Source organism: Pseudarthrobacter cellobiosi (genome assembly GCF_023913815.1).
GTDB classification, from domain to species: Bacteria; Actinomycetota; Actinomycetes; order Actinomycetales; family Micrococcaceae; genus Arthrobacter; species Arthrobacter cellobiosi.
The window spans coordinates 271615-298018 of sequence record NZ_JAMXBK010000027.1; the positions used below are offsets into that span (position 1 = coordinate 271615).

23 protein-coding genes and 1 tRNA gene are annotated in these 26404 nt (G+C 63.3%); 4 read left to right on the forward strand and 20 right to left on the reverse strand.

Translation table 11 applies throughout. From position 1 onward, the window contains the following. Nucleotides 1-96: 96 nt before the first annotated feature. Nucleotides 97-612 carry a hypothetical protein gene (locus NG701_RS16785; RefSeq protein WP_252568935.1) on the reverse strand — a complete coding sequence of 172 codons (516 nt, stop codon included), beginning with the start codon at nt 610-612 and terminating at the stop codon, nt 97-99. Between the two features lie 260 nt (nt 613-872). After that, nucleotides 873-1763, reverse strand: a complete 891-nt coding sequence (locus NG701_RS16790) for a sigma factor (protein ID WP_252568938.1) — start codon at nt 1761-1763, stop codon at nt 873-875. A gap of 157 nt (nt 1764-1920) precedes the next feature. Between NG701_RS16790 and NG701_RS16795 the strand changes: the two genes are divergently transcribed. After that, nucleotides 1921-2265 (forward strand): ArsR/SmtB family transcription factor, encoded by a 345-nt coding sequence (locus NG701_RS16795; protein WP_252568941.1) that lies wholly within the window; start codon nt 1921-1923, stop codon nt 2263-2265. On the opposite strand, the gene NG701_RS16800 is transcribed toward NG701_RS16795, so the two are convergent. After that, the gene (locus NG701_RS16800; protein WP_252568944.1) at nt 2219-2734 is read right to left on the reverse strand and encodes a hypothetical protein; all 516 of its coding nucleotides are present in this window, start codon (nt 2732-2734) and stop codon (nt 2219-2221) included. The genes NG701_RS16795 and NG701_RS16800 overlap by 47 nt on opposite strands. 243 nt (nt 2735-2977) lie before the next feature. Here NG701_RS16800 and NG701_RS21465 point away from each other — a divergent pair, with 243 nt between their 5' ends. Continuing rightward, complete coding sequence (locus NG701_RS21465; RefSeq protein WP_374208709.1) at nt 2978-3289, forward strand: ArsR family transcriptional regulator; 312 nt, start codon at nt 2978-2980, stop codon at nt 3287-3289. A 66-nt stretch (nt 3290-3355) separates the two neighbouring features. On the opposite strand, the gene NG701_RS16805 is transcribed toward NG701_RS21465, so the two are convergent. The 5 genes from NG701_RS16805 to NG701_RS16825 form a co-directional block, all read right to left on the reverse strand. Further along, a complete protein-coding gene (locus tag NG701_RS16805; RefSeq protein WP_252568947.1) occupies nt 3356-4345 on the reverse strand; it encodes a hypothetical protein in 990 nt (329 codons plus the stop codon). Nucleotides 4346-4400: 55 nt separating this feature from the next. Next, nucleotides 4401-4883 (reverse strand): ASCH domain-containing protein, encoded by a 483-nt coding sequence (locus tag NG701_RS16810; protein WP_252568950.1) that lies wholly within the window; start codon nt 4881-4883, stop codon nt 4401-4403. Further along, nucleotides 4865-6304, reverse strand: a complete 1440-nt coding sequence (locus tag NG701_RS16815) for a GNAT family N-acetyltransferase (RefSeq protein WP_252568953.1) — start codon at nt 6302-6304, stop codon at nt 4865-4867. Before NG701_RS16815 ends, NG701_RS16810 begins: the two co-directional genes overlap by 19 nt. Nucleotides 6305-7256: 952 nt before the next feature. Continuing rightward, nucleotides 7257-8456 carry a tyrosine-type recombinase/integrase gene (locus NG701_RS16820; protein WP_252568956.1) on the reverse strand — a complete coding sequence of 400 codons (1200 nt, stop codon included), beginning with the start codon at nt 8454-8456 and terminating at the stop codon, nt 7257-7259. Nucleotides 8457-8475: 19 nt separating this feature from the next. Continuing rightward, a tRNA-Leu gene (locus NG701_RS16825) sits at nt 8476-8557 on the reverse strand. 204 nt (nt 8558-8761) lie between these two features. Here NG701_RS16825 and NG701_RS16830 point away from each other — a divergent pair. Next, complete coding sequence (locus tag NG701_RS16830; protein ID WP_056345656.1) at nt 8762-9367, forward strand: ANTAR domain-containing response regulator; 606 nt, start codon at nt 8762-8764, stop codon at nt 9365-9367. A 118-nt stretch (nt 9368-9485) separates the two neighbouring features. On the opposite strand, the gene pyk is transcribed toward NG701_RS16830, so the two are convergent. The 11 genes from pyk to hisI all read right to left on the reverse strand — a co-directional run bounded on the left by pyk (nt 9486) and on the right by hisI (nt 24773). After that, nucleotides 9486-10967 carry a pyruvate kinase gene (pyk, locus tag NG701_RS16835; protein WP_252568959.1) on the reverse strand — a complete coding sequence of 494 codons (1482 nt, stop codon included), beginning with the start codon at nt 10965-10967 and terminating at the stop codon, nt 9486-9488. A gap of 71 nt (nt 10968-11038) precedes the next feature. Continuing rightward, complete coding sequence (locus tag NG701_RS16840) at nt 11039-12496, reverse strand: glutamate synthase subunit beta (RefSeq protein ID WP_252568963.1); 1458 nt, start codon at nt 12494-12496, stop codon at nt 11039-11041. Further along, nucleotides 12489-17102: a glutamate synthase large subunit gene (gene gltB, locus NG701_RS16845; RefSeq protein WP_252568966.1), complete on the reverse strand. Its 4614-nt coding sequence runs from the start codon at nt 17100-17102 to the stop codon at nt 12489-12491. The genes NG701_RS16840 and gltB overlap by 8 nt, the downstream gene beginning before the upstream one ends. A gap of 263 nt (nt 17103-17365) precedes the next feature. Next, nucleotides 17366-18520, reverse strand: coding sequence for a prolipoprotein diacylglyceryl transferase (gene lgt / locus NG701_RS16850; RefSeq protein WP_252568969.1), 1155 nt, complete (start codon nt 18518-18520; stop codon nt 17366-17368). 5 nt (nt 18521-18525) lie between these two features. Continuing rightward, on the reverse strand, nt 18526-19332 hold the full coding sequence (gene trpA, locus NG701_RS16855; RefSeq protein WP_252568971.1) for a tryptophan synthase subunit alpha: 807 nt from the start codon (nt 19330-19332) through the stop codon (nt 18526-18528). Then, complete coding sequence (gene trpB, locus NG701_RS16860; RefSeq protein WP_252568974.1) at nt 19332-20738, reverse strand: tryptophan synthase subunit beta; 1407 nt, start codon at nt 20736-20738, stop codon at nt 19332-19334. Before trpB ends, trpA begins: the two co-directional genes overlap by 1 nt. A 75-nt stretch (nt 20739-20813) precedes the next feature. After that, nucleotides 20814-21635 (reverse strand): indole-3-glycerol phosphate synthase TrpC, encoded by an 822-nt coding sequence (gene trpC, locus NG701_RS16865; protein ID WP_252568977.1) that lies wholly within the window; start codon nt 21633-21635, stop codon nt 20814-20816. After that, a complete protein-coding gene (locus NG701_RS16870) occupies nt 21635-21922 on the reverse strand; it encodes an HGxxPAAW family protein (protein WP_056345635.1) in 288 nt (95 codons plus the stop codon). Before NG701_RS16870 ends, trpC begins: the two co-directional genes overlap by 1 nt. A 118-nt stretch (nt 21923-22040) precedes the next feature. Then, nucleotides 22041-22643, reverse strand: coding sequence for a Trp biosynthesis-associated membrane protein (locus NG701_RS16875; protein WP_252568979.1), 603 nt, complete (start codon nt 22641-22643; stop codon nt 22041-22043). Further along, on the reverse strand, nt 22640-24241 hold the full coding sequence (locus tag NG701_RS16880; RefSeq protein WP_252568981.1) for an anthranilate synthase component I: 1602 nt from the start codon (nt 24239-24241) through the stop codon (nt 22640-22642). The genes NG701_RS16875 and NG701_RS16880 overlap by 4 nt, the downstream gene beginning before the upstream one ends. A 124-nt stretch (nt 24242-24365) precedes the next feature. Further along, complete coding sequence (gene hisI, locus NG701_RS16885) at nt 24366-24773, reverse strand: phosphoribosyl-AMP cyclohydrolase (RefSeq protein WP_252568982.1); 408 nt, start codon at nt 24771-24773, stop codon at nt 24366-24368. A gap of 136 nt (nt 24774-24909) precedes the next feature. On the opposite strand from hisI, the gene NG701_RS16890 reads away from it, so the two are divergent. Beyond that, nucleotides 24910-25554, forward strand: coding sequence for a TIGR03085 family metal-binding protein (locus tag NG701_RS16890; RefSeq protein WP_056345972.1), 645 nt, complete (start codon nt 24910-24912; stop codon nt 25552-25554). 53 nt (nt 25555-25607) lie between these two features. Here the strand turns inward: NG701_RS16890 and hisF are convergent, their stop codons facing one another. Further along, on the reverse strand, nt 25608-26384 hold the full coding sequence (gene hisF, locus NG701_RS16895) for an imidazole glycerol phosphate synthase subunit HisF (RefSeq protein ID WP_141140182.1): 777 nt from the start codon (nt 26382-26384) through the stop codon (nt 25608-25610). Nucleotides 26385-26404 lie beyond the last annotated feature (20 nt).

Genomic DNA, 26404 nt, shown 5'->3' on the forward strand with positions numbered 1-26404 from the left:
CAGTAAGAACAGCGGCCAACACGATCAGTGCAACCAAAGTGCCTGCAGCTATCGACCGCGTAACGACGCCTGCCCGCACTGCCCTCCGAATGCCCATCAGTAGACGATTCTGCTGGCATCGGTGTAGAACGCGACCAGCGCACACCGGTCGCCAGGGGCGGACGCTGCCGGCGGACAGTTGGCCACGACGCTCACGGGGACCGCGTAAGGAGCCGATCCCGTATCCGACGTCGAGCGGTCAGTCACACTGACCGTCACCGTGCACACGTGAAGGCCCTCCCACGGGGCCGGATGAACCACAAAGTTGGCCAGTTCAGCGTCGCATTTGGTCTGCACGAGGTTTGAGCTGCGGTGGGCCTGGCGAGAAGTCAGCTGCGCGAAGGCCGCGGCATCGATGCCTGTCCCTTCGAACTGCGCCGTGTAGACGCTCAGAGGATTCGACCCGTCCTCAAGAACCATCCACCAGCCGCGCACCCGGGCGTAGATCTCTGTGTAGCCTGACGTCCGCGTATCCCAGGTGTAGAGCGCTATGGCTGTCGATTCCGAAAGGGCCCGGTGGTCGAGCGTTTGCGGGCCGTGGTCATGCTTCGGAGCGACGGTTGTTGACGGCACCGGTCGGGGTGCGGTTGGCGTTTGAGGCCGAGATTCTGACGCCGTCGGCGCCGTCGCCCGAGTTGGGCCATCCTGTCGTGGCTCACTGGGAGCGAGGAGAAGCGCAGCAATCAGCGTGACAACGGCCAGCAGACCGGCCGCAAGAATCAGCAACCGCGTGGTTCGGGTTAGTCGTCGGGCAAGAACGGTTGATCGCTTCATGATGTCCCTTCTTCACCCCTTCATGCCGACCATGTGCCTACACCACATGACGTTGCTGGTCACGCTCTCCGTAGTTGGGCTCCCACAGGGGAACCGACCGTGGGAGCACAGATCTCCGCCGCGGCCGCATACAGTCGGCGCACCCTGCCAATCTGCACCTCGACATAGCGCCGACTCACACCGAAGTCGGAGGCGATGGCCGCAATCACGTCGGACCGCTCCTCCCTGCGCAACTCCAGTCGGACTACCCTCTGGGCGATCTGCTGCTGCAAGGGAGTCGGCAAGCATCGCGCAGCAAAACTCGCTTCATCCCCGATGTCGCGGCCCTCGGCGTCAACAGCCGCCAGCGCCTGCCTCACCGTGATCGCCATCTGCCGGACGAATACAAGTTGCCGGTAGGATCGGCGGTCCTTGGACGAGCCGGGAGTTCGCGAGTCGTCCGCGAGTAGCAGTGACGTCGCCGCACCCCACACAGCATCGCCTACATAGTGCCTCGTTGTCTGAAGTATGCTGAGGGCCCACTCCCTCTCGGCCACATCTTCTGGTCCAAAGATCTCATGCGGAGAGACGACATTGCCCTCGTCGTTATCCCCGGGATCGATCAGAAGCGGCAGAGATTCCCTTGACCGCGCTTTGGACGTGTATGCCGAGCAAACGTGGGCAGCGATCCCCTGAACCCAGGCGCCAAATCGTACGCCGGGTATCTGCCTGTAGTGGCCATCGTCCACTCCTCGCCAGACTGCAATGCGGATGTCTTGAAGGGCATCATCAAAGTCGCAGGCACGTCCCGCCCGGGCCAAACGCGATCCAACATATCGCGCGACTTCGTTGATCGACGAAGTCATCTGCTCCATCGAAATGGTGTTCAGCTGCATCTGCGATTCAGTTCGGCTGACGTCGACTGTTTCGACCGCGGCGTTGGCTGCACGGGGTAAAGGCGTTGCGCTCATGACGGCTCCCAGGACAGGGAAATTCAGAGAAATTATGGATGCGTGAGCTCGTCCCTGTCAGAAATTGGGGCGATCCGCTTGATATTTAAAGACTACTTTAACTATTCTCAGCACTCACTAAAGTAGAGTCAAGAGCGCAACGCTGGAGATTCTGGACGTGAAAGACAAGAATGAAGTCATGCCCAGGATCACTCAGCCCGAAGATGAAGCCTGGTCACCCGACGTCGAAGCGGCCATCGCAACCTTCGGCAACAGGTCCCGCAATGAAATCCTGCGATTCCTAGCCGCCAACGGCCCGGCGACTCGGGGCGACATTGTTGACGCAGTCAGCGCGACGGAGCCCAGCGTCGCCAAGCATTTGCTCGTGCTTGAAGAAACTGGCGTCGTTCATGCCGACGTTGAGCCCGGTCGGCGACATGGTCGATCTCCGCGCTACTCAGTGGACAACGGGCGCATCAAGGCCCTACTGGCGGCCCATCTGGACTATCTTCTGAACCGCTAGCAGCGGACACCTCGCCGGCCGGATGCCTTGCGATATCTTCGTTGAGGTACTCGGTGATGGCTCGAAGAGTTTCAGGGGAAACGTCCCCAAGTGTCCGCGCCGCGAAGGTCTTAACCCTGGCGGCACGTAATGACTTCACAAATTCTAACTGCGCATCTATGCGCTCAGGAACTTCCGCATTTTCGCTGCCAAGAAGGTAGCTGGGGTCGACTTCGAAGAGTTCGGAAAGTGCGGTTAGCAGTCCATGGTCGGAGACCATTCGCCCAGTGCCGTCCTTCATATAGAACCACCTCGCGCGGGATAGGCTCACCCCACGCTTGGCCAGGGCTTCGCTGACTTCACGGTAAGTGAACGGGGTTCCGCGCTCGGCGACGACAATGTCCAGGAGGAGGTTCAGTTTTCGGGCGAGCTCCGCCTGCGGCGTACGATTTCCGCCGTTGGCATTTCGTGCAACCTCGTTTGGGTTCACTTATCGCCGTTCTGTTGGCCCGATTGCCTGCTCCCAACAGCTTTTCATGCGAGATCAGCGCGCTTGGTACCAGTATTGCTTTCTCCGCGTGACCCAACAAGGCCTGAACCTCTGCCCAGTTAACCCAATCAGCACCTAGCCAACTTCTCAGCAAAGGCGTAGATTGTGGTCATTGCAGACGGGTCTACACCCTCCATCCTTCCAGCGATGTAAACGGAAGTGGCAGCGATGACGAACCTCCTCATGAATAGAACGCGGAGCCGGCTCCTGCACTTCCTCAGTAAGAGTGGACCGTCGACCAGCAAGCAAATCGCCACGGGCATCGGACTGAGCCCAAGCGCAATCCGAAGGCACTTGGGTAGTCTCGTTTCGAGTGGCTGCGTCGAGACGTCACGAAACGCATCTGCGCAGCACGCCACGGTTTTGTACTCGGTCAACGCAGGGCGAATTCAGGAACGAAGTCAGGCCCATGACTACTACCGTTCTGGCGCCGTCCCCTCCGATCCAACGGCCTTCGCAAGTCCTGCCGCTTACGATGCGGTCAGAAAAACTTGACGAGCCGTCCAAGTCCGCAGAACTATGCTGCATCGCCGAAAATCTTCCTCGGACTGCAAGATGACCTTACTGGCGAAAGGGAATCTCGCTGTAGGAGACCTTGACATCATGCAACCCGTGGAATTGAAGCAGCTGCTTGAGGCTGGCGGCGGCCCCGGCACTGTATGGAGTTGGGCCAATACGAATTTCCCGTATCGGCAGCCGCCCCGGTTCAGTGGCGAAACGATCCTCATGCACGTCATGGTTAGCTCCGCCCAAGGAGGTGAGCTTCGCGTAGGGCACTAGCCCGAATGGCCCGGGACGGTGGAAGACAAACTTCCAGTCGGGGTTGGGCCATATAGTTATCCGTTCTTCCCGTTCATCACGAAAGCTTTCGTTTTTGATGAGGTCCAAGGATTCATTCATGAGGTAGGGAAAGAGCCAGATCCGGAGGCGGCCAGGCTCTGAGGGCGAATTGCGCTTCTCAACCCCTTTACGAAGGTTTTCAAATATCTCGGCGATGATCCTGGCCTGTTGCGCCGAGTCGTAGACCACAGGATTCCAGTCACCGCCCTCAATAAATAAGGAATCTGGGTCAAAAATGACAACGGGGCTTCCATCTTCTGGATGAGTCGCGATCTGGCCATCCTCATCCCGGTCATACTTATCGTCGTCGTAATCCGCCGGCGGGTTCGGATGCGTGTCCTCTTTCAGCCGTGCTAGGGGAACCAAGGGCTCGTTTCGGTCGAGCCCGACTGCGAAACTCACTTGATCACGGCCGTAGTAGCGCCACAAGGTTAGGCTGTCGCCATCCGAGGAGGCGGACAGGACAAAGGAATGCCGCGATCTTTCCCTCACTTCGGGAATGTATTGTTCCAGCCCCACGATGACATCCTCCGGCAGCGCTGACCGCTGATCCTCGAAATGCTTTCGAAGCTGGATGCTGCCGCTCAGCAGTTCATTTGTGTCGTTCATGAATGCCGCGGAACCGGCCCATAGCTCGTTCTTTGCAAGGATATTCATAATGGCAGCACCATCGGTGTAGTGCCAAACAAGTTCCGTCGGTTTCATCGTCATGCCCCGAGCCTATGGTGCGTCAACGGTGCCGTACGTTCACGCTTCGCCGGGAGCATCAGCCAACACAGGCCAGCGGATACAGCTCGGAGTCCGACTCAGCATTCGGCTGCCTACGTACCATCTTGAAGAAGGTGTCTGCCTGCGCTGCAGTCAGATACTGGAAACTCTGTGGAGGACGGAGGGAGCTGCCGAGTTCAGCCAGGGGGACCGGTTCCGGGAATCGGCGGGCCGTCTCCACCAGGATCCCCGTTCCGTGTTCGCGCTCGTCGTAGTAATCGAAGAACCTGCTCTTTGAGATACCACCGACTGCACGAAACGTGGACCAGAGCCCCTTGGGTGACATGGTCTTTTGGCCTCGGACGGCAAACCACCCAAGAAGTGAGCCAACAGGCATCGTGGCGTAGATCAGGACGTGGCTGACATCATCTGCGACGGGACGCTTGCGGAACTCAACAACCTTCTCACCGGAGAGAATCGCGTTCGCAAACTCCGGCCTTATAGACATCAGTGCTACCCTTCCTAGAGCGTTCTTGCCCACTGAATTCCTTCCTCTGACTTGATTTGTGCGATGGACTGCGGGGACTCGTCCATGACTCCCAGCATCTTGAGGTTCTCACGGCTTACAGGTGCCTCCAGCACTTGGTCAAGCCTGAATTTGACCGCCAGCACTTCTTTTTCGCACATCTTCTGGAGTTCCTCGGCGCGGTATACGGTGCGTGCTCCTGCGAAGCTCAGCACATCGGCCAGGTCCCTGGTCCGCAGTGTGTCCTCAACGACGCCGACAGCATGCACAGCCCGTCTTTCGTGCGTCCGGAGGAAGAACAGAGTGTCGCCCGGCTCCAACGCTTTTATACCCGAGTGGCAGATGTACACCTTACGGATCGCGTTTCCATAGGTCGAATCAAAGAAAGACTGCTGTGGTTCGGAAGCAGGGAACAGCATGCTGTGGAAGACCGGAATGATAGGGACAAGGAAGGCCCTGTTCACACGTCGCTTGCCAGGGCCGTAGCGCCTGTTGTACTCAAGAGGGTGCTCAGGCGGCTCCTGCTCGACACTGGGCTCCAGGATCTTCCCAAGCACAATTTGATCCGATGTCCCGGGTTTGGGGCCCAGATCGAAAAACCCGAATTCCCTCAGCATTGCGAGTAAGGACTCTTTGTCCAAGGAAGCCTCGATGAAGCAGGTGTCAGCCCCCATCGACCGGATGCGGGCTATGACCGCTTCCAGCAATGTCTCCCCCAGTTTCTTACCCTGGTTGGCTTCGGCGATCTTGAAGGTACAGATCTTCACACTGTTTCCGGTCAATCCAGAGACCTCCGGCTCCTGACCATCCAGGACCGCCAGGCCTCGGATGTCCTTTCCTTCCCCGATGACGAGGCAGGTCCGTCGTTGCGCAACGACCTTGTCCCACCAGCTGGAGAAGTCCCCATAGTCGGCTCGTAGCGAGTCAAAGAACGGTTGGACGGGATCTATGGTGTGGGGCTGGACGTCGTCGACCGAGTGATGAACTGGCAACTGCCCGGATAGTGCCGTCAACACCCCTTGGGCGTCATCGAGCGTCATCACGCGCTCTTGAAGTCCGGCATGGCGGGCATGCGCGTGAAGCTTCCGGTCCTCAGTTATCAGCCAGGTGGCAGCGTTTCGCTGCAGCGTGAGAAGCAGCGCGGCGTCCACACCATCATTGCTGTGGACCTCCAGATCCGTTGCATAGCGCGCTTCGGTAAGGAACCCTGTGGTGAGTTCAACGCGTCCCAACCGCGGATACTTCTCCAGTTGCCGGCGCCGGCGGTCCCTCCGTCGGCGATCCGCAATCCGCACGATGTCATCCAATTGATTCTCCACGATGGAGATCTGGCCCCCGGCGTCCAGAACAAGGCGGTAAACAGCCGACGCCGACTGGTGGTTGACGTGGTCTGCATCCTCATCGCCTTCGATGGCTAGAACAATGTTTGTGTCCATCAGGACTCGGAGGTCCCCCATTTGCACCGCGCGGCTTCCCATAGTCTCCCCAAGCTCTCGAACGCTGCAGATCATCCACGTTGTCCCTGCTGCATACGCTACTGATCTGCGCGCACCCTGACGCTTTGCCACGGCGGTGTCGCAGAAAATGACACGGCGCCTGGACACTGTCACACGCCAGACTGAACACGATCTGGGGACGTTGATGGCAGCGCTGGAGCGGAGTTGGCTGGCGCAGAGGCCTAGGAACTGGGGTGAAAGTGATCCTGACTGTTGAAGCCTTCGACGGCCCACAAGCCGCGTCAGCGCCGAAGGCGATACCTACGAAGTGGCCGAACCAGCCGCCAAGGCCATGATCCCCGAAGGTTCAAGAGCCATCGCGATCCGCGCTGCAAGGCAGGAAATTAGATCCGTCACTACGCCCCACGCGGTCGGATCCTGCTGGGCGCCGAACCTCCAACCCCAACCAGTAATGCGTTAGCTCCCGAATTCGCTCGAAGGGAGAAGGCCAGGGCGAGCCGCGCGTCCCCATGGGGCGTCGGACTAGTCATGGTCACCACCATCCGCGAGACCGAATCCCTAGGTACAAGCCAGCTTCCACCGGGTCATGTCTCCATCGGCCTATGGCCGTATGGATGTCCAAGCGAACTACGCGACTTAGGAGTTCCTATGCACCTTGAGTTTTACGAGCCGGCGGAAGCGGCAGCCCTCATGCATTGCACGGAGGCATGGCTTCGAGAAGGCGCCGCGAACGGTCGGTTTCCTCATGTTTGCTGGGGCAAAGGGAAGATCGTCTTCACCTCGGAGCACATCGCCGAGATCGCCCGCCTCCGCGAGGTCCCTATTCATGCCGGGTCCTCCCCTCAGGAGCGGCTAATCGGCACCCGAGCCCGGCGCCGCCTTGCGCCTGTGAGCTTCCAACAACCCTGACCACGACAGAACAATGCAAGTTTCAGCGCACGAACCCCGTGATCGCCCGTTCCGTGGCATCCGCGGCATCCTGTAGGGCCTGCGGCATCAAGTGCCCATACACCTGCTCCGTCGTTCGTGTTGAGGCGTGCCCCAGCCGCCTAGAAACGGTGAAGAGCGAAACACCATCCTGAATCAACCAAGAAGCATGCGTGTGGCGCAGGTCGTGAATCCGGGGCGACTTCTTCAGCCCGAGGGCCTGCGCCGCTTCCACCGCAGGAACCCAGTAGTGGTGCCAATACAGCTTGTGAACAATACGCTCGCCTTTGGGAGTGGTGAACAGCAGTTCTGAGCCGGGCCGGCTGGCCACCAAGGGAATCAGGATTTCGACCAGACGCGGATTCAGCGAGACCGTCCTCTTGCCGGCACCGGTCTTGGTCGCGCCGATGTAGTACTCGGAGTCAACACCACGCTTCCACGCCTTGTTGATCCGCATCGTAGCCGGCTTGGACATCAGGTCCACGTCGGCAACAGTCACAGCCGTTGCTTCACCAAAGCGCGTCCCCGTCATGACCAGGAACTCAGTGAATGCCTTGTACCGCTCCCCCATGCCCTCCAGAATCAGCCCGAATTCACCGTGCGTCAGGAATCTGGCCTCATCCTCTGCCTTTTCGCCTGAGGGTAGTTGGACCCCTCGGCATGGATTGTCCTTCCGGTAGCCGAGCCGGACGGCCGTCTCCATAGCCGAGAAGATCAGTCCGTGGTTGTTCTTGATGGTTTTGGAAGACCTGCCTTTGGACTGCATCGACCTGATCCAGTACGTCAGATGCCGGTAGTCAAGCTTGTCCACCGGGATATGCCCAATGACGTCGGCGATGTGCAGCTTCAACATGGTCTGATACGTGTGCACCGTGCCTACGGAAGGCCGAACCAGAAGGTCAATGTGCTCTTGAATCACGGCCGCCACGATGGGCGCTTTGGATTGGTTCGCAAGCATCGCGTGCTGGGCAATCTCAAATGATTGGTTGTTGGCGTCAAGGAGGCGCTTCAACGTTTGAGCCTCAGCCGAAGTGGCGAGGGTGATGCCCTCTTGCTTTCGCGTCTCAGGGTTCCGCCAGCGGACCGTATAGGACGTGGATCCGTCCGATTTTTTTCGTTCCCAAATGCTGGCCATACCCAAAATTCTAGGCTTCGTGTGCACAGAAATCGAGTTTTTGTGCACACTCAGAGGCTCAAAGGCCATCTGAACTGCGGAAATACTGTGCCCGAGGTGGGACTCGAACCCACACACCTTTCGATACCGCATTTTGAGTGCGGCGCGTCTGCCAATTCCGCCACTCGGGCGCGGAATACGTTGTGCAAACCGGTACGCCCACAGCTGATTGTGAGCAACGCGATCGCTTCACGTACGCGGAATTACTCTACATGCAGATAGGCTGAATTCCAGAATCGCGCCGCTGACGCCGCAATAGACCATGCAGATCAAAGTACGGCCGCGGGCGCACCTAAGATGGTGATGTTCCCGCCGTACCTTTCCAAGGAGATCCCGTGACTGAACAAACGGAGTCAAAACCCACGTCCCAGCCGGCGCGCCGCGTCATTGTGGCCGAGGATGAAACCCTCATCCGACTCGACATCATCGAGATCCTGCGCGGCGAAGGCTATGACGTGGTGGGCGAAGCAGACAACGGCGAGAAGGCCGTGCAGCTCGCCGAGGAACTCAAGCCGGACCTCGTCCTGATGGACGTCAAGATGCCGATTATGGATGGCATCACCGCAGCCGAGAAGATCGTCAAGGCCCGCATCGCCCCCGTAGTCCTTTTGACGGCTTTCAGCCAGAAGGAACTTGTGGAGCGCGCCCGCGACGCCGGCGCCATGGCCTACGTGGTCAAGCCCTTCACCCCGGCGGACCTCATCCCGGCACTGGAAATCGCGCTCTCCCGCCACGAGGAAATCAAGGCCCTCGAAAGCGAAGTGTCGGACCTCCAGGAGCAATTCGCCACCCGCAAGCTCGTCGAGCGCGCCAAGAGCCTGCTGACCACCAAGATGGGCCTGACGGAGCCAGAAGCTTTCCGCTGGATCCAGAAGACCTCCATGGACCGCCGCCTCAGCATGCGCGAGGTTGCCGAAACCATTATCAACCAGGTCAACTAAAAGATTCTGGATTAGAGCCTGTCGGGATTTCGACAAGCTCAATCACCGGACAACCTCAATCACCGGAGCAAAGAAAAGGACCCCTGCCAGCTGGCAGGGGTCCTTCCCTTTTAGGTCGCTAGACCGTCGGCCAGGGGCCGAGCTTTTCCCTGGGTGCGCCACCTTCGCCATCGAGGCGCGAGGTGTCGGCGTAGTCGCCCACCCTGTGTGCCTTCAGCGAGTTGGTGGAACCGGCCTTGCCGGGAGGGGAACCGGCGGCAATGATCACCATGTCGCCGTCTTCCACCAGTTTCATTTCAAGCAGGCTGCGGTCAACCTGCGCGGTCATCTCGTCGGTGTGGCCCACCATAGGGACCAGTACCGGCTGGATGCCCCACGTCAGCGCCAACTGGTTCCACACGTGCTCCAGCGGAGTGAAGGCGAACACCGGCTTGATCGGGCGCAGGCGGGACAGGCGGCGTGCCGAGTCGCCGGACTGGGTGAAAGTACAGATGTACTTTGCGTCCAGCTGGTCGGCGATTTCGACGGCGGCGCGGGTGATGGCGCCACCACGGGTCTTGGGCTTGGTGCCCAGCGGCGGAACGCGTTCCAGGCCGTGGACTTCGGTGGATTCAATGATCCGGGCCATGACCTTGACGGTCTCGATGGGGTACTTGCCCACGCTGGTCTCGCCGGACAGCATAACTGCGTCTGCACCGTCGAGCACGGCGTTGGCGCAGTCGGATGCCTCTGCACGGGTGGGGCGGGGGTTGTCGATCATGGATTCGAGGACCTGTGTGGCCACGATGACCGGCTTCGCCCAGCGGCGTGCCAGTTCGATGGCGCGCTTCTGCACGATCGGCACTTCCTCCAGGGGAAGTTCCACACCGAGGTCGCCACGGGCCACCATGATGGCGTCGAAGGCGTCGATGATCTCGTGCAGCTGGTCCACTGCCTGCGGCTTTTCGATCTTGGCGATGACCGGCACGCGGCGGCCTTCTTCGTCCATGATCTCGTGCACGCGGACGATGTCCGACGCATCACGCACGAACGACAGGGCAACCAGGTCAACACCGCGGCGCATGGCCCAGCGGAGGTCGTCCTCGTCCTTTTCGCTCAGCGCCGGGACGTTGACCGCAACGCCGGGAAGGTTGATGCCCTTGTTGTTGGACACCATTCCGCCGACGGTTACCTCGGTAACGACCTTGACGTCGTCGACCTCGATCGCCCGCAGGGCCACCTTGCCGTCGTCGATCAGCAGGGCATCCCCCACGTTGACGTCCTCGGTGAGGCTCTTCAGCGTGGTGGAGCAGATGTCCTGGGTGCCCGGAACGTCCTCGGTGGTGATGGTGAAGATGTCACCCTCAGCCAGGGCGTGGGGGCCGTCCACAAAGCGCCCAAGACGGATCTTGGGGCCCTGCAGGTCGGCCATGATTGCCACAGGCTTGCTCAGCTGGGCTGCTGCCTTGCGGACATTCTCGTAGGTGTTGTCGTGCACGGAGTAGTCACCGTGACTCATATTCATCCGGGCAACATCCACGCCGGCTTCCAACACCGCGAGCGTGTTCTCAAAGCTGGCAATTGCCGGGCCAAAAGTGGCCACAATCTTAGCGCGTCTCATATACCTACCCTAGTAGTGTCCTGCATTGGTTAAGTTGATGTGGAGGTTAATCCGCGGCGAACTGACGGCTGTCAGAGAACCGCGATGGCCCGGTCCGTCGGAGCCACCGGCGCCGGCAGGATGGTGCTGCCCATAAGGAACTTGTCCACGGCGGCGGCACAGGCCCGGCCCTCAGCGATGGCCCATACAATGAGCGACTGCCCACGTCCGGCGTCGCCGGCCACGAAAATGCCCTCCGTGTTGGTCATGTAGTACCCGTCGCGGGTCACGTTGCCGCGCCCGTCGAATTCGGCGCTGACCTGCTCGGTAATGCCCGCGGGCTCGGCACCGGTGAAGCCCAGCGACAGGAAGACCAGGTCCGCCGGGATGATCCGTTCGGTGCCGGCCTTCGGGAGCCGCTTGCCGTCAACGAATTCCGTTTCGGCAACCTTGACGCCGGTGAGCTTGCCGTTCTCCCCGACAAACTCCACGGTGGAGGCGAGGTACGTGCGTTCGCCGCCTTCCTCGTGGGCGCTGGCCATTTCGAACAGGGTGGGGAACGTGGGCCAGGGCTGGTGCCCGGCGCGTTCCGCCGGTGGCTGCTTGCCGATGGCAAGGGTGGTCACTGATGCGGCTCCATGGCGGTGCGCAGTACCGAGGCAGTCAGCACCGGTATCACCGCCGCCCAGGATCACCACGTGCTTACCCTTGGCGTGGATCTGGTTCTCCACCGTCTCCCCCGCGACAACGCGGTTGGCCGGCACCAGGTAATCCATGGCAAAGTGCACGCCGTCAAAATCGCGGCCCGGGATGGGCAGGTCCCGCGGGACGGTGGCGCCGGTGGCAACCACGACGGCGTCGTAGCGGCGTCGCAGCTGCTCCCACGTCACGTCGGTGCCCACAGCGACGCCGGTGCGGAAGCGGGTGCCTTCCGCCTTCATCTGCTCAACGCGGCGGTCCACCTGCTCCTTTTCCATCTTGAAGTCGGGGATGCCGTAGCGGAGAAGGCCGCCGATCTTGTCGTCCCGCTCGTACACCGCGACGGTGTGGCCCACCCGGGTCAATTGCTGCGCCACGGCCAGACCCGCTGGTCCGGAGCCGACGACGGCAACGGTCTTTCCGGTCAGTCGCGTCGGAGGCAGCGGGTTGACCCAGCCGTTTTCGAACGCTTCGTCGATGATGGAGACTTCAACCTGCTTGATGGTCACCGCAGGCTGGTTGATCCCCAGCACGCAGGACGCCTCACACGGCGCCGGGCAAAGCCGGCCGGTCCACTCGGGGAAGTTGTTGGTGGCGTGCAGCCGCTCAATCGCTTCCTCGCCCTTGTCCCGCCAGGTGAGGTCGTTCCACTCGGGAATCAGGTTCCCCAGCGGGCAGCCCTGGTGGCAGAACGGCACGCCGCAGTCCATGCAGCGCCCGGCCTGGGCCTTCAGGACACCCTTTTCCTGGGCCTCGTAGACTTCCTTCCAGTCCATGATGCGGACCGGAACGGGACGGCGCGGCTGGGTTTCACGCTGGCGTACTTTAAGAAATCCGCGTGGGTCAGCCACCGGTTACCTCCAGGATTCGAGCCCATACTTCTTCGCCATCGGGGTCAAGGCCCTCTTCGATCGCGTCCAGACGGGTTTGCAGGACTGCCGCGTAATCGCGCGGCAGCACTTTGGTGATGCGGGCAGCAGTGTCGTCGAAGTTCTCCAGCAACCGTGCAGCGTGGAGCGATTCCGTTTCCTCGACATGCTTCACCAGCAGGCCGTGGACAATGTCCCGGTCTTCGGCGTCGAGTTCAACGAGCTGGAGTTCACCGGACTGCAGGGCGTCCTTGTTGACCTGGGTGGTCTGCAGGTCCAGCACATAAGCGGTTCCGCCGGACATGCCGGCGCCGAAGTTGCGCCCGGTGCGGCCGATGATCAGCGTCTGCCCGCCGGTCATGTACTCGCAGCCGTGATCGCCAATGCCTTCAACAACTGCGGTGGCTCCGGAGTTGCGGACCATGAAGCGTTCGCCCACCTGGCCGCGCAGGAACATCTCGCCGCTAGTGGCGCCGTAGCCGATCACGTTGCCGGCAATGACGTTGCTTTCGGCCTTGAACACATTGGTGCGGTCCGGCCGGACGATGATCCGTCCGCCGGAAAGGCCCTTACCCACGTAGTCGTTCGAGTCACCGAAGAGGCGCAGCGTGATGCCGGCGGGCAGGAAGGCGCCCAGCGACTGTCCCGCAGTACCGGTCAGGGTGATGTCAATGGTGTCCGGTGCCAGCACGTCCGTGCTGAACGTCTTGGTCACCGTGTGGCCCAGCATGGTACCCACCGAGCGGTCCGTGTTGATGACGTCCACCGAAATCTTCACCGGCGTCCGGTCAGTCAGGGCCTCAGTGGCCATGGTGATCAGCCGCTGGTCAAAGTGCTTGTCCAGCTCGTGGTTCTGCGAGGTCATGTTGCGCAGCGGAGCGTCGTCGTCGAACTCGAGTCCGTGCAGGATCGGGTCCAGGTCCAGGCCGTCGGCCTTCCAATGGTTGATCGCTTCGCGGGCATCCAGCACCTCGGCGTGGCCGATCGCCTCTTCGATGCTCCGGAAGCCGAGTTCCGCGAGGATCTCGCGGACTTCCTCGGCCAGGAATTCGAAGAAGTTGACCACAAATTCGGGCTTGCCGGTGAAGCGGGCCCGCAGTTCGGGGTTCTGCGTTGCGACGCCCACCGGGCAGGTGTCCAGGTGGCAGACGCGCATCATGATGCAGCCTTCCACCACCAGCGGAGCGGTGGCGAAACCGAACTCCTCGCCGCCGAGCAGTGCGGCGATAACAACGTCACGGCCGGTCTTGAGCTGGCCGTCCACCTGGACCACCACACGGTCGCGCAGGCCGTTGAGCATCAGCGTCTGCTGCGTCTCAGCGAGCCCCAGCTCCCACGGCACACCCGCATGCTTGAGCGAGTTCAGCGGGGAGGCTCCGGTTCCGCCGTCGTGGCCGGAGACCAGTACGACGTCGGCCTTCGCTTTGGTGACACCCGATGCCACAGTGCCGATCCCCACTTCGGAGACGAGCTTAACGTGCACACGGGCCGAGGGGTTGGCGCGCTTCGCATCGTAGATGAGCTGCGCGAGATCCTCGATGGAGTAGATGTCGTGGTGCGGTGGCGGCGAAATCAGGCCGACGCCGGGCGTCGAGTGGCGCGTCCGAGCAACCCAGGGGTACACCTTCTGCGCCATCAGCTGGCCGCCTTCGCCGGGCTTGGCACCCTGGGCCATCTTGATCTGGATGTCATCAGCGTTGGTCAGGTACAGGCTGGTGACCCCGAACCGGCCCGACGCGATTTGCTTGACGGCAGAGCGGCGCTTCGGGTCCAGCAGGCGGTCCACGTCCTCGCCGCCTTCACCGGTGTTGGACTTTCCGCCCAGCTGGTTCATGGCGATCGCGAGGGTCTCGTGGGCTTCCTTGGAGATGGACCCGTAGCTCATGGCGCCGGTGGAGAAGCGCTTCACAACGCTGGAGACGGGCTCCACTTCCTCCAACGGAACAGCGGGCCGGTCGTTCTTGAACTTGAGCAGCCCGCGCAGGGTCATCAGGTTCTCGGACTGGTCATCCACGCCCTTGGTGTACGCCTTGAAAATGTCGTAGCGGCGCTCACGCGTGGCGTGCTGGAGGCGGAAGACGGTCTCCGGGTTAAACAGGTGCGGCTCGCCGTCGCGGCGCCACTGGTATTCGCCGCCGCCCAGGAGCGGGCGGTGCGGCAGTTCGATGCCGCCTTCCGGGTAGGCCATCTGGTGCCGCGCCGAAACTTCGGCGGCGATAACGTCCAGGCCCACGCCGCCCAGCTGGGAGTGCGTGCCGGCGAAGAACTCGTCCACCAGTTCCTGTCCGAGGCCCAGGGCCTCGAACGTCTGCGCGCCCGTGTAGGAGGCAACAGTGGAGATGCCCATCTTGGACATGATCTTCAGGACGCCCTTGCCGAGGCCCTTGATCAGGTTGTAGACGCCGTCCTGCGGCGTGACCCCAACAACGTCACCGGCGGCGATGAGCTGCTCCACTGACTCCATGGCCAGGTACGGGTTCACGGCGGAGGCGCCGTAGCCGATCAGGACAGCCACGTGGTGCGTCTCGCGGACGTCGCCGGCCTCGACCACCAAGGCGGTCTTGGTGCGGTTGGCGCTGCGCAGCAGGTGATGGTGCACGGCGCTGACCAGGAGCAGCGAAGGAATCGGCGCCCACTGCGCGTTCGAGTCGCGGTCGGACAGCACAACGTACTGCACGCCGCGGTTGATCGCGCCGGACACCTGCTCGCAGATCTCGGTGAGCCGGGCACGCAGGGCGTTCTCGCCGCCTTCGGGGCGGTAGAGGCCACGGACCTTCATTGCCACGCGGTCGCCGTCGGGCGTTTCGATGTTGGCGATCTTGGCGAGCTGGTCGTTGTTGATCACGGGGAACGGCAGCATGACCTGCGGCTGGCGGACCCGCTTGGTGTCCAGCAGGTTGCCGTTCGGACCGATGGCGCACGTCAACGACGTGACCAGCTCTTCACGGATGGCGTCCAGCGGCGGGTTGGTGACCTGCGCGAAGGACTGCACAAAGTAGTCAAAGAGCAGCCGGGGACGCTTGGAGAGCACAGCCACCGGGGTGTCGGAGCCCATGGCGCCCAGCGGCTCGGCGCCCGTGCGGGCCATCGGACCGAGCAGGATCTTAAGCTCTTCGGTGGTGTACCCGAACGTCCGCTGGCGGATGTTAACGGACGCGGCAGTGTGGACCACGTGCTCGCGCTCGGGGAGGTCCTTGAGGTCAATCAGGTTGTCCTTGACCCACTCGGCCCAGGGGTTCGCCGCAGCGACCTCGGCCTTAACCTCTTCGTCGTCGATGATGCGGCCGGCGTCGGTGTCCACCAAGAACATCTTGCCCGGGGAAACGCGGCCCTTCTTGACCACCTTGGAGGGTTCGACGTCGATCACGCCCACCTCAGAGGCGAAGATGATCAGCCCGTCTTCGGTGATCCAGTAGCGTCCGGGGCGCAGGCCGTTGCGGTCCAGAGTAGCGCCGACGAGGTTGCCGTCCGTGAACGAGACGGCGGCGGGGCCGTCCCACGGTTCCATGAGCAGGGAGTGGTATTCGTAGAACGCCCGCCGTGCCGGATCCATGGTGGCGTGGTTTTCCCAGGCCTCGGGGATCATCATCATGATCGAGTGCGTGATGGGGCGGCCGGAGAGCCAGAGCAGCTCGGCAACTTCGTCGAAGGACGCGGAGTCTGACGCACCGGGGGTGCAGATGGGGTACAGCTCTTCCGGGGAGTCACCCAGCAGCGGGTTGGCGAGCTGGGACTGGCGGGCGCGCATCCAGTTCCGGTTGCCCTTGACGGTGTTGATTTCACCGTTATGGGCGATGGTGCGGAACGGCTGGGCCAGCGGCCAGGACGGGAACGTGTTGGTGGAGAAGCGCGAGTGGACGATCGCCAGCTTGGTCTTGAAACGCTTGTCCGAGAGATCGGGGTAGAACGGCTCCAGCTGAGCCGTGGTGAGCATGCCCTTGTAGACAATGGTGCGCGAGGACAACGACGGGAAGTACACGCCGAACTTGTTCTGGGCACGCTTGCGGATCCGCCAGGCGCGTGAGTCCAGCTCGTTGCGGTCCAGTTCCTCGCCGGTTGCCGAGGCAAGGAAGGGCTGTGAGAAGTAGGGCATGCAGGCGCGGGCCATGGCGCCGACGAGGTCCGCGACGATGGGCACTTCGCGCCAGCCGAGCACTGTCAGGCCTTCATCGGCGGCGAGGCCTTCAATACCTGCCTTGGCGGCGTCGGCTTCGCGTTGCTCGGCAGGGAGGAACGCGGTGCCGGCAACGAACTGGCCCGGTGCGGGGAGTTCGAATTCTGTGACGGCGCGGAAGAACTCGTCCGGGATCTGCATGAGCAGGCCGGCGCCGTCACCGGTTCCCTCGTCGGCGCCAACGGCACCGCGGTGCTCCAGATTGCGGAGCGCGGTCAGCGCGGCGTCGACAATGTCGTAGCCGGGCTCGCCGCGGAGCGTGGCGATGATCGCCAGGCCGCACGCGTCCTTTTCGTTCTCCGGGTTGTATAGACCCCGGGCCTCGGGCAGCGCGGCAAAGCGCTTGAACGGGGACATAGCAGCCTCAGGCTGGTCCGGTTCGGACCAGCTGGGAGTGTGAAGAGTTTGGCTCATGGGAGACGTCCTTCCTCCTGATCGTGCGTATGGAAGGGACACCGTTGGCCCCACTCGTCAGCGCCTCTGTGATGGGCACAACAAAGTGTTATTTACAGGAAATTGTAGGCCAGACCGGCCTGCTGACTGAACAGTTACGCAGGTCCCTGACCCGGGCTTGACCGGCCAGCTGCTGTCTGCCGACCGGATGGGCCCTGTTGCCACGACGCTGTGGTGTGTGGGCGCTCCGAGTGTTGACTCTGCTACCCTGCCGTGCTGGCGTACTACTTGCTCGTGCCAGCCTCCGGCGCGGATTCCGTTGCCTTGTGGCCGGAAGTTCCGGCTACCGGCGACTCCGGAATTGGCTTGTCGCCGTCCCGGAATGCCGGTTCCTCTTCCGTTGGAGTGGAAGGGATCCGGGCACCATTTTGGTTATCTGGGACAATATCACGCGATTCACTATCTGAGACAGAAGAGTCCGCATCGCGGACTGGTGACTTGTCTGCTCCAGAGGCGTCCATGGCATCGTCTGCTGCCGGTTCATGGCCCGCCAGGAAAGGTGTGTCCGGTTCCGGGCGGCCTTTCAGTCCCAGGAGGACGAACACGATGAGCGCTGCCACAAAGACAAAGATGCTGGTCCAGACGTTGAGCCTGGTGGTGATGCCGAAGAGGTTGATCTGTTCGGCATCGTCGATCCGCATCGCTTCGATCCAGACCCGGCCCAGGGTGTAATACATGGCGTAGAGCCAGAAGAGCCGGGCCCGCCGGAAGTGGAACCGGCGGTCCAGAGCCAGCAGGATGAGCACACCAGCGATGTTCCAGAGCGACTCATACAGGAACGTGGGGTGGAAAAGCGTATCCACCGGCATGCCGGCCGGGAAATTGGGATTGTCCGCATCAATCTGCAGGCCCCACGGCAGGGTGGTGGGTCCGCCGAAGAGTTCCTGGTTGAAGTAGTTTCCCCAGCGGCCAATGGCCTGGGCCAGCAGCAGTCCCGGCGCCGCGGCGTCCAGGAAGGCGGTGAGTTTCACGCCGGACCGGCGGCAGCCGATCCAGGCGCCCAGGACGCCCAGAACCACGGCACCCCAAATTCCGAGGCCGCCTCGCTGGATCTGCGGGATGAGCCCCAGGTCCCCGGTCCCGTCGAAGCCGGGCCCGAAGTAGGCGTCCGGGGACGAAACCACGTGATAGAGGCGGCCGCCGATGATGCCGAAAGGAATAGCCCAGATGACGATGTCCCAGACGCTGCCTTCAGGCGCACCGCGGCGGGCCCACCTGACGGACGTGAGCCACAGGCCCGCGATGATCCCGGCGAGAATGCACAGGGCGTAGGCGTGGATCCGCAGAGTCCCCCACGGCAGCGGGATATCGAAGCCGGACCAGTCCGGGCTGGGGATGCTGGCCGGCACCAGGGCGGCGGCCTGAAGGAGGATCTGCATGGTGGTTAGGCTTCTTCCCTGACGAGTCCGGCGCTCAGGTTCCGGGTGAGGTCCGCGACGGCGTCGACTCCCCCGTCGCGGATGGCGGCAACAAGCGCGGTGCCAACGATGACACCGTCTGCGTACGCTGCGATCTCGCGGACGTGGCTGGCGTTGGAGACACCGAGTCCCACGCACACGCGTTCGGCACCGGCGGCATGTGTGTCGGCGACGAGCTTCTCCGCGCTGCTGCTGACGGCCTGGCGGGTACCCGTCACGCCCATGATGGAAACGGCGTACACAAAGCCCCTGCTTGCCTTGACCGTCACGGCCAGGCGCTCGGGGGTGGAGGACGGCGCCACGAGGAACACGCGGTCCAGTCCGTACTTGTCCGAGGCAGCGAACCATTCCGAGGCTTCGTCCGGGATGAGGTCAGGTGTGATGAGCCCTGCTCCCCCGGCCTCGGCCAGCCGGCGGGAGAACTCGTCCACGCCCATCCGGACCACGGGGTTCCAGTAGGTCATCACCAGCACGGCTACGTCTGTGGCTGCCGTGATGCCGGCGACAACGTCAAAGACGCTTTCGACCCGGAATCCGTTGGCGATTGCCTCGGTGGTGGCGGCCTGGATGACCGGGCCGTCCATGACCGGATCCGAGTAGGGAATGCCGATTTCGATCAGGTCGGCACCGTTCTTCGCCATGGCAATGCCGGCGTCGATGGTGGCCTGGACGTCCGGGTACCCCGCGGGCAGGTAGCAGACGAGCGCTGAGCGCCCGTCGTCCCGCGCACGGTCGATGGCGGCGGCGGACTTGCTGGCCGTCTGTTCAGTCATCAGTTCTGGTCCTCGTTGTTGTCCGCGACGCTGCTGTCAGGAGCGGCTATGGCGGGAACGGCTTCAGTTTCTGCCCGGTCGGCAGGGCCCTTGGGCTTGCGGGTGGACAGGTTGGTGCCCTTGACCTTGCCCTCTTCATCGAGCATGTCGAACCATTCCGCGGCGGTCTCAACGTCCTTGTCGCCGCGGCCGGAAAGGTTCACGATGATCACCGTTTCGGACGGGTCGGCGGTGCCTTCGGTGAGGCGCTTGCCAACCTTGATGGCACCCGCGAGGGCGTGTGAGGACTCGATGGCGGGGATGATGCCTTCTGTCCGGCACAGCAGCTTGAACGCATCCATTGCTTCGCTGTCGGTGATGGGCTCGTAGCTGACGCGTCCGATGTCGGCCAGGTAAGCGTGCTCCGGGCCAACGCCCGGGTAGTCCAGGCCTGCGGAAATCGAGTGCGACTCGATGGTCTGGCCGTCGTCGTCCTGCATGAGGTAGGAGCGGGCGCCGTGCAGGACGCCGGGCTTGCCAAGGGTGATAGTGGCTGCGTGCCGGCCGGTGTCCACGCCGTCGCCGCCGGCTTCAAAGCCGTAGATCTTCACGGACGGATCATCCAGGAAGCCGTGGAAGATGCCGATCGCGTTGGAACCGCCGCCGATGCAGGCGCAGACGGCGTCGGGCAGTTTGCCGGTCTGCTCCAGGATCTGAGCGCGGGCTTCCTCACCGATGACCTCGTGGAAGAAGCGGACCATGGCCGGGAACGGGTGCGCCCCGGCAGCGGTGCCCAGCAGGTAGTGGGTGTTGTCGACGTTGCTGACCCAGTCCCGGAGAGCGTCGTTGATGGCGTCCTTGAGGGTCTGGGAACCGTTCACCACGGGCACCACGGTGGCGCCGAGCAGCTGCATCCGGGCGACATTCAGTGCCTGCCGGCGGCAGTCTTCGGCGCCCATGTAGACAACGCATTCCAGGCCGAGGAGCGCGGCGGCGGTGGCGCTGGCAACGCCGTGCTGCCCGGCGCCGGTCTCGGCGATGACGCGTGTCTTGCCCATGCGCTTGGCCAGCAGGGCCTGGCCCAGGACGTTGTTGATCTTGTGGGATCCGGTGTGGTTGAGGTCCTCGCGCTTGAGGAAAATCCGGGCGCCGCCGGCGTGCTCGGAGAACCGCTTGGCTTCGGTCAGCAGCGAGGGACGGCCGGAGTAGTTCTTGTTCAGGTCAGAGAGCTGGGCCAGGAATTCGGGATCTGCCTTGGCCTTTTCAAAGGTGTCTTCGAGCTCGTCCAAGGCGGCGATCAGCGATTCCGGCATCCAGCGCCCGCCGTAGCCGCCGAAGTATGGCCCCGGGGCGTGCTTCAGCGAGCCGCCCTGCAGGAAAGCGTCCGCAGCATTGTTGTCAGCGTTTTCTGAGGGTGCGTCAACCATCAGTCTCACCGTCCTGTTCAAGTTGGTCGTTCGGAAGTGTTGTGCCGCCGGCGCCAGGGCCGGCGGGTGCCGGGACTAGGCCCGGGCGGCGATGGCGGCAGCGCCTGCCGCCGTGAATTCGGCGATCCGGTCACGCGGCGTTGCGTCGCTGACCAGGGCCTCGCCCACCAGGATGGCGTTGGCGCCGTTGGCGGCGTAGTGCGTCACGTCGTTTACGCCGCGCACACCGGATTCGGCGATGACCAGCGCTTCGGCCGGAATCAGTCCGGCGAGTACGGCGAAAACTGAACGGTCGACGTCGAGCGTCTTCAGGTTGCGCACGTTGACGCCGATGATGCGCGCCTCAGCCGCCACTGCACGTTCGATCTCCTCTTCCGTGTGCGTCTCCACGAGCACGTTCATGCCGAGTTCGCGGCTGAGGGCGCTGAACTCCCGGAGTTGGCTGTCGGAGAGCGACGCCACGATGAGCAGGATCAGGTCCGCGCCGTGGGCGCGGGCCTCCCAGATCTGGTACTCGTCGAGCGTGAAATCCTTGCGGAGCAGCGGAACGTCCACGCGGGCACGGACGGCGTCCAGGTCTGCAAGGGACCCGTTGAAGCGCCGCTGTTCGGTAAGGACGCTGATCACTGCTGCGCCGCCGTCGGCGTACTGCTCTGCCAGCGCTGCCGGATCCACGATGGTGGCGAGATCGCCCTTGGACGGGCTGCGCCGCTTGATTTCCGCGATGACCTTCAGCTGGTCCCGCTGCACCGCGGTGCCGCCGAGGGCCGACCAGGCGTCCCGGGCGGGTGCCGCGGCCGCAGTCAGGTCCTTCAGTTCTGCCAGCGAAACGAGACGCTTCCTGGCCTCCATATCCTCCCTGACACCGGCATTGATGTCGTCGAGAACAGTCGCCATCAGTGGCCGGAGCTCTTCAGCTTGCTGCCTTCGACGCCGTAACCCGCCTTGCGCATGATGTAGCCAAGGATCAGGCCGAGGACCATCACGGCCGCGCCGGCGATGAAGATGGGGGTGTTGGCGATGACAAAGGCGATGGACGCGATGAGGGCGCCGACCAGCATAACGATCACGCAGGTCCAGGCCGCGGGGCTGTTGCCGTGGCCAAGTTCCTGGCTGTGGTCAACGACGCCGGGGGCAACGGTCCGGGTGCCTGATTTCGATACGGAAGCGGGTGCTTTGCTCATGTGAATCTCCTCGGGATGAATACTGCTTACATTCTGCCATTTTTTGGCCGTGACCTGCCCATCGGCAGGCCGGGCTCAGGTTTTAGCGGGCTGCCCGGCTTTGGCTGCGAGCGGGGGTTCAGGTGGGATCGTCGCCGCGCGAGAGCCTGTCCCAGCTGTCGATCTCGTCCACAGGACCGGTGGCGGCCGCCGTACTGCCGGCGGGCCCCCCGTATGTGGTTGCGTCATATTTGGTCCGCGACTTCCAGTGCCGGCCGGCAGGGATGATCAGCAACGCGGCCAGCGCCAGCAGGGAACCGGCGACGACGGCGAGGACCGGGAAGGCGGTAACAGCCACTTCCGCGTTGCCGCCGGTGACCCCGGTGGCGGCGGCGATGGAGCCCTGCGAGGCGCCCAGCGGGTCAGCCAGCACCGTGGCGGCGGCGGCAATGATGCCTACGGAGGCCAGCATGATGATGGCGGTGATGACCCACCGCGCGAACTTTCCGGCGATGGACGCTGCCAGTCCGCCCGCCAGGGCCACCAAGGCCAGGGCTGTCACCGTTGTGGCCGCTTTGCTGCCCTGGACCGGAAGGGTGTTCTGGTCCCCAGCCGTCTGGCCCACCTGGTTGGCGTCCAGGGTGACGGTGATCCAGGTCTGGGTGGTGGTCCCGAAGACCGCCAGCGCAAGGACGGCGATCAGCAGTACCAGCGTGGACTTCCTGGCCCAGGCCGGCGTCATTCGGCGCCCTGGCTTTCCCCGGCGGTGCCGGCGTCGCTGTGGGGAGAGGTGCCGGGGAGCGATTCTGCCGCAATGTTGTGCAGCGATCCGGCGGTGTGCACGGCCCGGAGGGGAGCGGCCGCCTTGTTCACGGTCTCCAGGGCTTCTGTGGGGTTCACGGAATCCGCCACGATGCCGCCACCGGCCTGGACGTAGGCGCGTCCTTCGCGGAGGAGGGCCGAGCGGATGGCGATGGCCATGTCCATGTCGCCGGCAAAGTCGAGGTACCCCACCACGCCGCCGTAGATGCCACGGCGGTGGGGTTCAAGCTCGTCCAGCAGGCGCAGAGCCCGGGGCTTCGGGGCACCGGACAGTGTGCCCGCGGGGAAGGTCGCCTTCAGGACGTCGTAGGCGTTGGCGTCCGGGGACAGCTTGCCCACCACGGTGGAGACCAAGTGCATGATGTGGCTGAACCGCTCCACCTCCATGAACTGCGTGACGTCCACGGTTCCCGCCACGCAGACCTTGGACAGATCGTTGCGGGAGAGGTCCACGAGCATCAGGTGTTCAGCGCGTTCCTTCTGATCTGCCAGCAGCTCCTCGGCGAGGGCTTTGTCTCCCTCCACCGTCTTGCCGCGGGGCCGTGAACCGGCGATGGGGTGGGTGATGACTTCCTCACCGGTCACTGTCACCAGGGCCTCGGGCGAGGACCCAACGATCGAGTACTCCCGGCCGTCGGCGTCCTCGAGGCTAAAGATGTACATGTACGGGCTGGGGTTGGTGTTGCGCAGGACGCGGTACACATCAAGGGGCGAGGCTCCGCACTCCATTTCGAAGCGCCGTGAAATCACCACCTGGAACACTTCGCCGTCAACAATGGCTTCCTTGCCGCGGTCCAGCGCGGCCAGGTAGGAGGGTTCGTCCCACCGTTCCTCGACGCTGGAGGCGAAATCCAGGGCCGCGGGCTCCAGTACGGAAACCGGCTGGGCCACGAGCGTGCTGATCTGGGTGAGGAGGTCCTTGACCCGCGCCACGGCATCTTCCCAGGCCTCGTCCACGCGGTCGGAGCTGCCGTCGAAGTTGATGGCGTTGGCGATCAGCAGCACCGTGCCGTCATGGTTGTCGTGCACTGCCATGTCCGTCACCAGATTCAGCGCCATCTCGGGCAGGTGGAGGTCATCCTCCGGCGGGCTGGTCAGCCGTTCCCAGTGACGGACCGTCTCCCAGCCCAGGAAGCCGACGAGTCCGGACGTGAAAGGCGGCAGTCCGTCAAACCTGCGGGTCCGCAGCGCTTCGATGGTGTCGCGGATGGCGTCCACGGGATTGCCGTCCAGGGGCACACCGGCAGGGGGCTGGCCCAGCCAGTGCGCCTGGCCGTCCTTGGTGGTCAGGGTTGCACGGGACTTCGCGCCGATGAAGGAATACCGCGACCACGTGCCGCCCACCGCCGCAGACTCCATCAGGAACGTGCCGGGCTGGCCTTGGGCAAGCTTTCGGTAGAGGCCGATAGGAGTCTCCGCGTCCGCAAGCACTTTGAGCGTGACGGGGATGACCCGGCTGTTGCCGGCGAGTTCGCGGAACTCCTCGAGGCCCGGGCTGATGATTCCAAGGTCCTGCATGGCTATGCTTCGCCGCCTGTTCTTGTGTGTCGCCTCGTGAAATGTCGCCGGGTGTGGAGCGGCGCCAGTCCTATGCTGCCAAAAGTGTTTGCCTGGGGGCAGGTCATCCGCCCCGGGCCGTGGGTCAGACCGCCCCGCCAGTCTGGACTTCCAGGTCCCTGCCCTCGAAGCAGGTCCGCGTACCGGTGTGGCAAGCCGCGCCAACCTGGTCTACGCGAATCAGGAGGGCATCGCCGTCGCAGTCCAGGGCAACCGATTTGACCCACTGGACGTGGCCGGAGATGTCCCCCTTGCGCCAGTATTCCTGGCGGGAGCGGGAATAGAAAGTGACCCGGCCGGTGGTCATGGTGCGGTACAGGGCTTCATCGTCCATCCAGCCCAGCATCAGCACCTCGTTCGTATCGAACTGCTGTACGACGGCGGCTACGAGCCCGGCGCCGTCACGCTTTAGTGCGTCCGCGATGGCGGGCGGAAGCGGGCTTGTGACGGGGGCCGGGACAATTACGGGGGCGGAGGCGGGCTGCTCAGACATCAGACCAAGTCTAGTGCCTGATCAGCGGCCCCCGAATATGCACAAGCGGGCATACAACCAGCGTGTGAACAAGGGCACCCATCGGCTGGCGGTTCTGCTGCCCAACTTCGCTGCTCTCGTGCTAGTTTCACAAGTGATGCATTTCGTCGAACCGTCCCGAGAAGTCCTGGCCGAAACCCTGCTGGCGGCCGGTCCTGATGCCCCTACCCTCTGCCGAGGCTGGCGCACCAGGGACCTTGCCGCGCACCTTTACCTTCGCGAACGCAAGGCTGCCGTAGGGCTTGGTCTCATCATCAAGCGCCTGTCCAAGGCTTCGGACAAGGCCACCGCCAAGCTCGCGGCGAAGCTGAAAACCGCTGACGACTACACCGGCCTCGTGAACACCTTCCGTAGTGGCCCGCCGGCTCTGTCCCCCATGAACATCAAGGCATTGGACGAGAGCTCCAACCTGATCGAATATTTCGTCCACACCGAGGACATCCGCAGGGCTGTGGACCGCTGGGCGCCGCGCGCCCTCGATGAGGCCTACTCGGACGCCCTTTGGGACGAACTGATCAAGCGGGCAGCCATCCTTTACCGCGGCGTCGACCTTGGCATTGTGCTCGTGCGCCCGTCCGGCCCGCGGCACGTCGCCAAGCGGGCACCGGTTTCGGTGGCGATCGTTGGTGAGCCGGGCGAACTGCTGATGCACGCCCACGGCCGGACCCGCCACGCCCTGGTCACTTTCGAGGGCCAGCCCGACGCCGTCGCCCTGCTCCAGTCGGCAGAAGTCGGCCTCTAGGTTTCGACAAGCTCAACCACCGGAATCGGTGATCGAGCCTGTCGAGATCCCACTCAGCGGACTTCGAAACCTGCGTCGCGGATGGCCTGCTTGACCTGGGACATCATGTTGTCCGGCCCCCAGTGGAAGATCGAGGCTGCCAGCACGGCGTCCGCACCGGCGGCCACGGCCGGCGGGAAGTGGGCCGGTTCCCCGGCCCCGCCTGAGGCGATGATCGGCACTTTCACCGCAGCCCGGACGAGCCGGATCAGTTCCAGGTCAAAGCCGTCTTTGGTGCCGTCGGCGTCGATGGAGTTGAGCAGGATTTCTCCGATGCCGCGGTCTGCGGCTTCCCTGGCCCACTCGATGGCGTCGATCCCGGTACCGGTGCGGCCGCCGTGGGTGGTCACTTCAAAGCCCGACGGCGTGGGCTGGGACCCGGGGCGGGTCCGGCGGGCGTCCACGGACAGGACCAGCACCTGCGAACCGAAATGCCGGCTGATTTCGTTGATGACGTCCGGCCGGGCAACGGCGGCCGTGTTGATGGAAGCCTTGTCCGCGCCGAAACGCAGGAGCTTGTCCACCTCGGCAACACCGCGGACACCGCCGCCCACGGTCAGCGGGATGAAGACTTCCTCGGCCGTGCGGCGGACCACGTCGAAGGTGGTTTCGCGGTTGCCCGAGGACGCCGTGACATCGAGGAACGTCAGCTCGTCGGCGCCCGCATTGTCGTAGCGGTGCGCCAGCTCCACCGGGTCACCCGCGTCGCGGAGCCCCTCGAAGTTGATGCCCTTCACAACGCGCCCGGCGTCGACGTCGAGGCAGGGGATGACTCGTACAGCTACAGCCATGGGGACTCCTGGAATTCTCG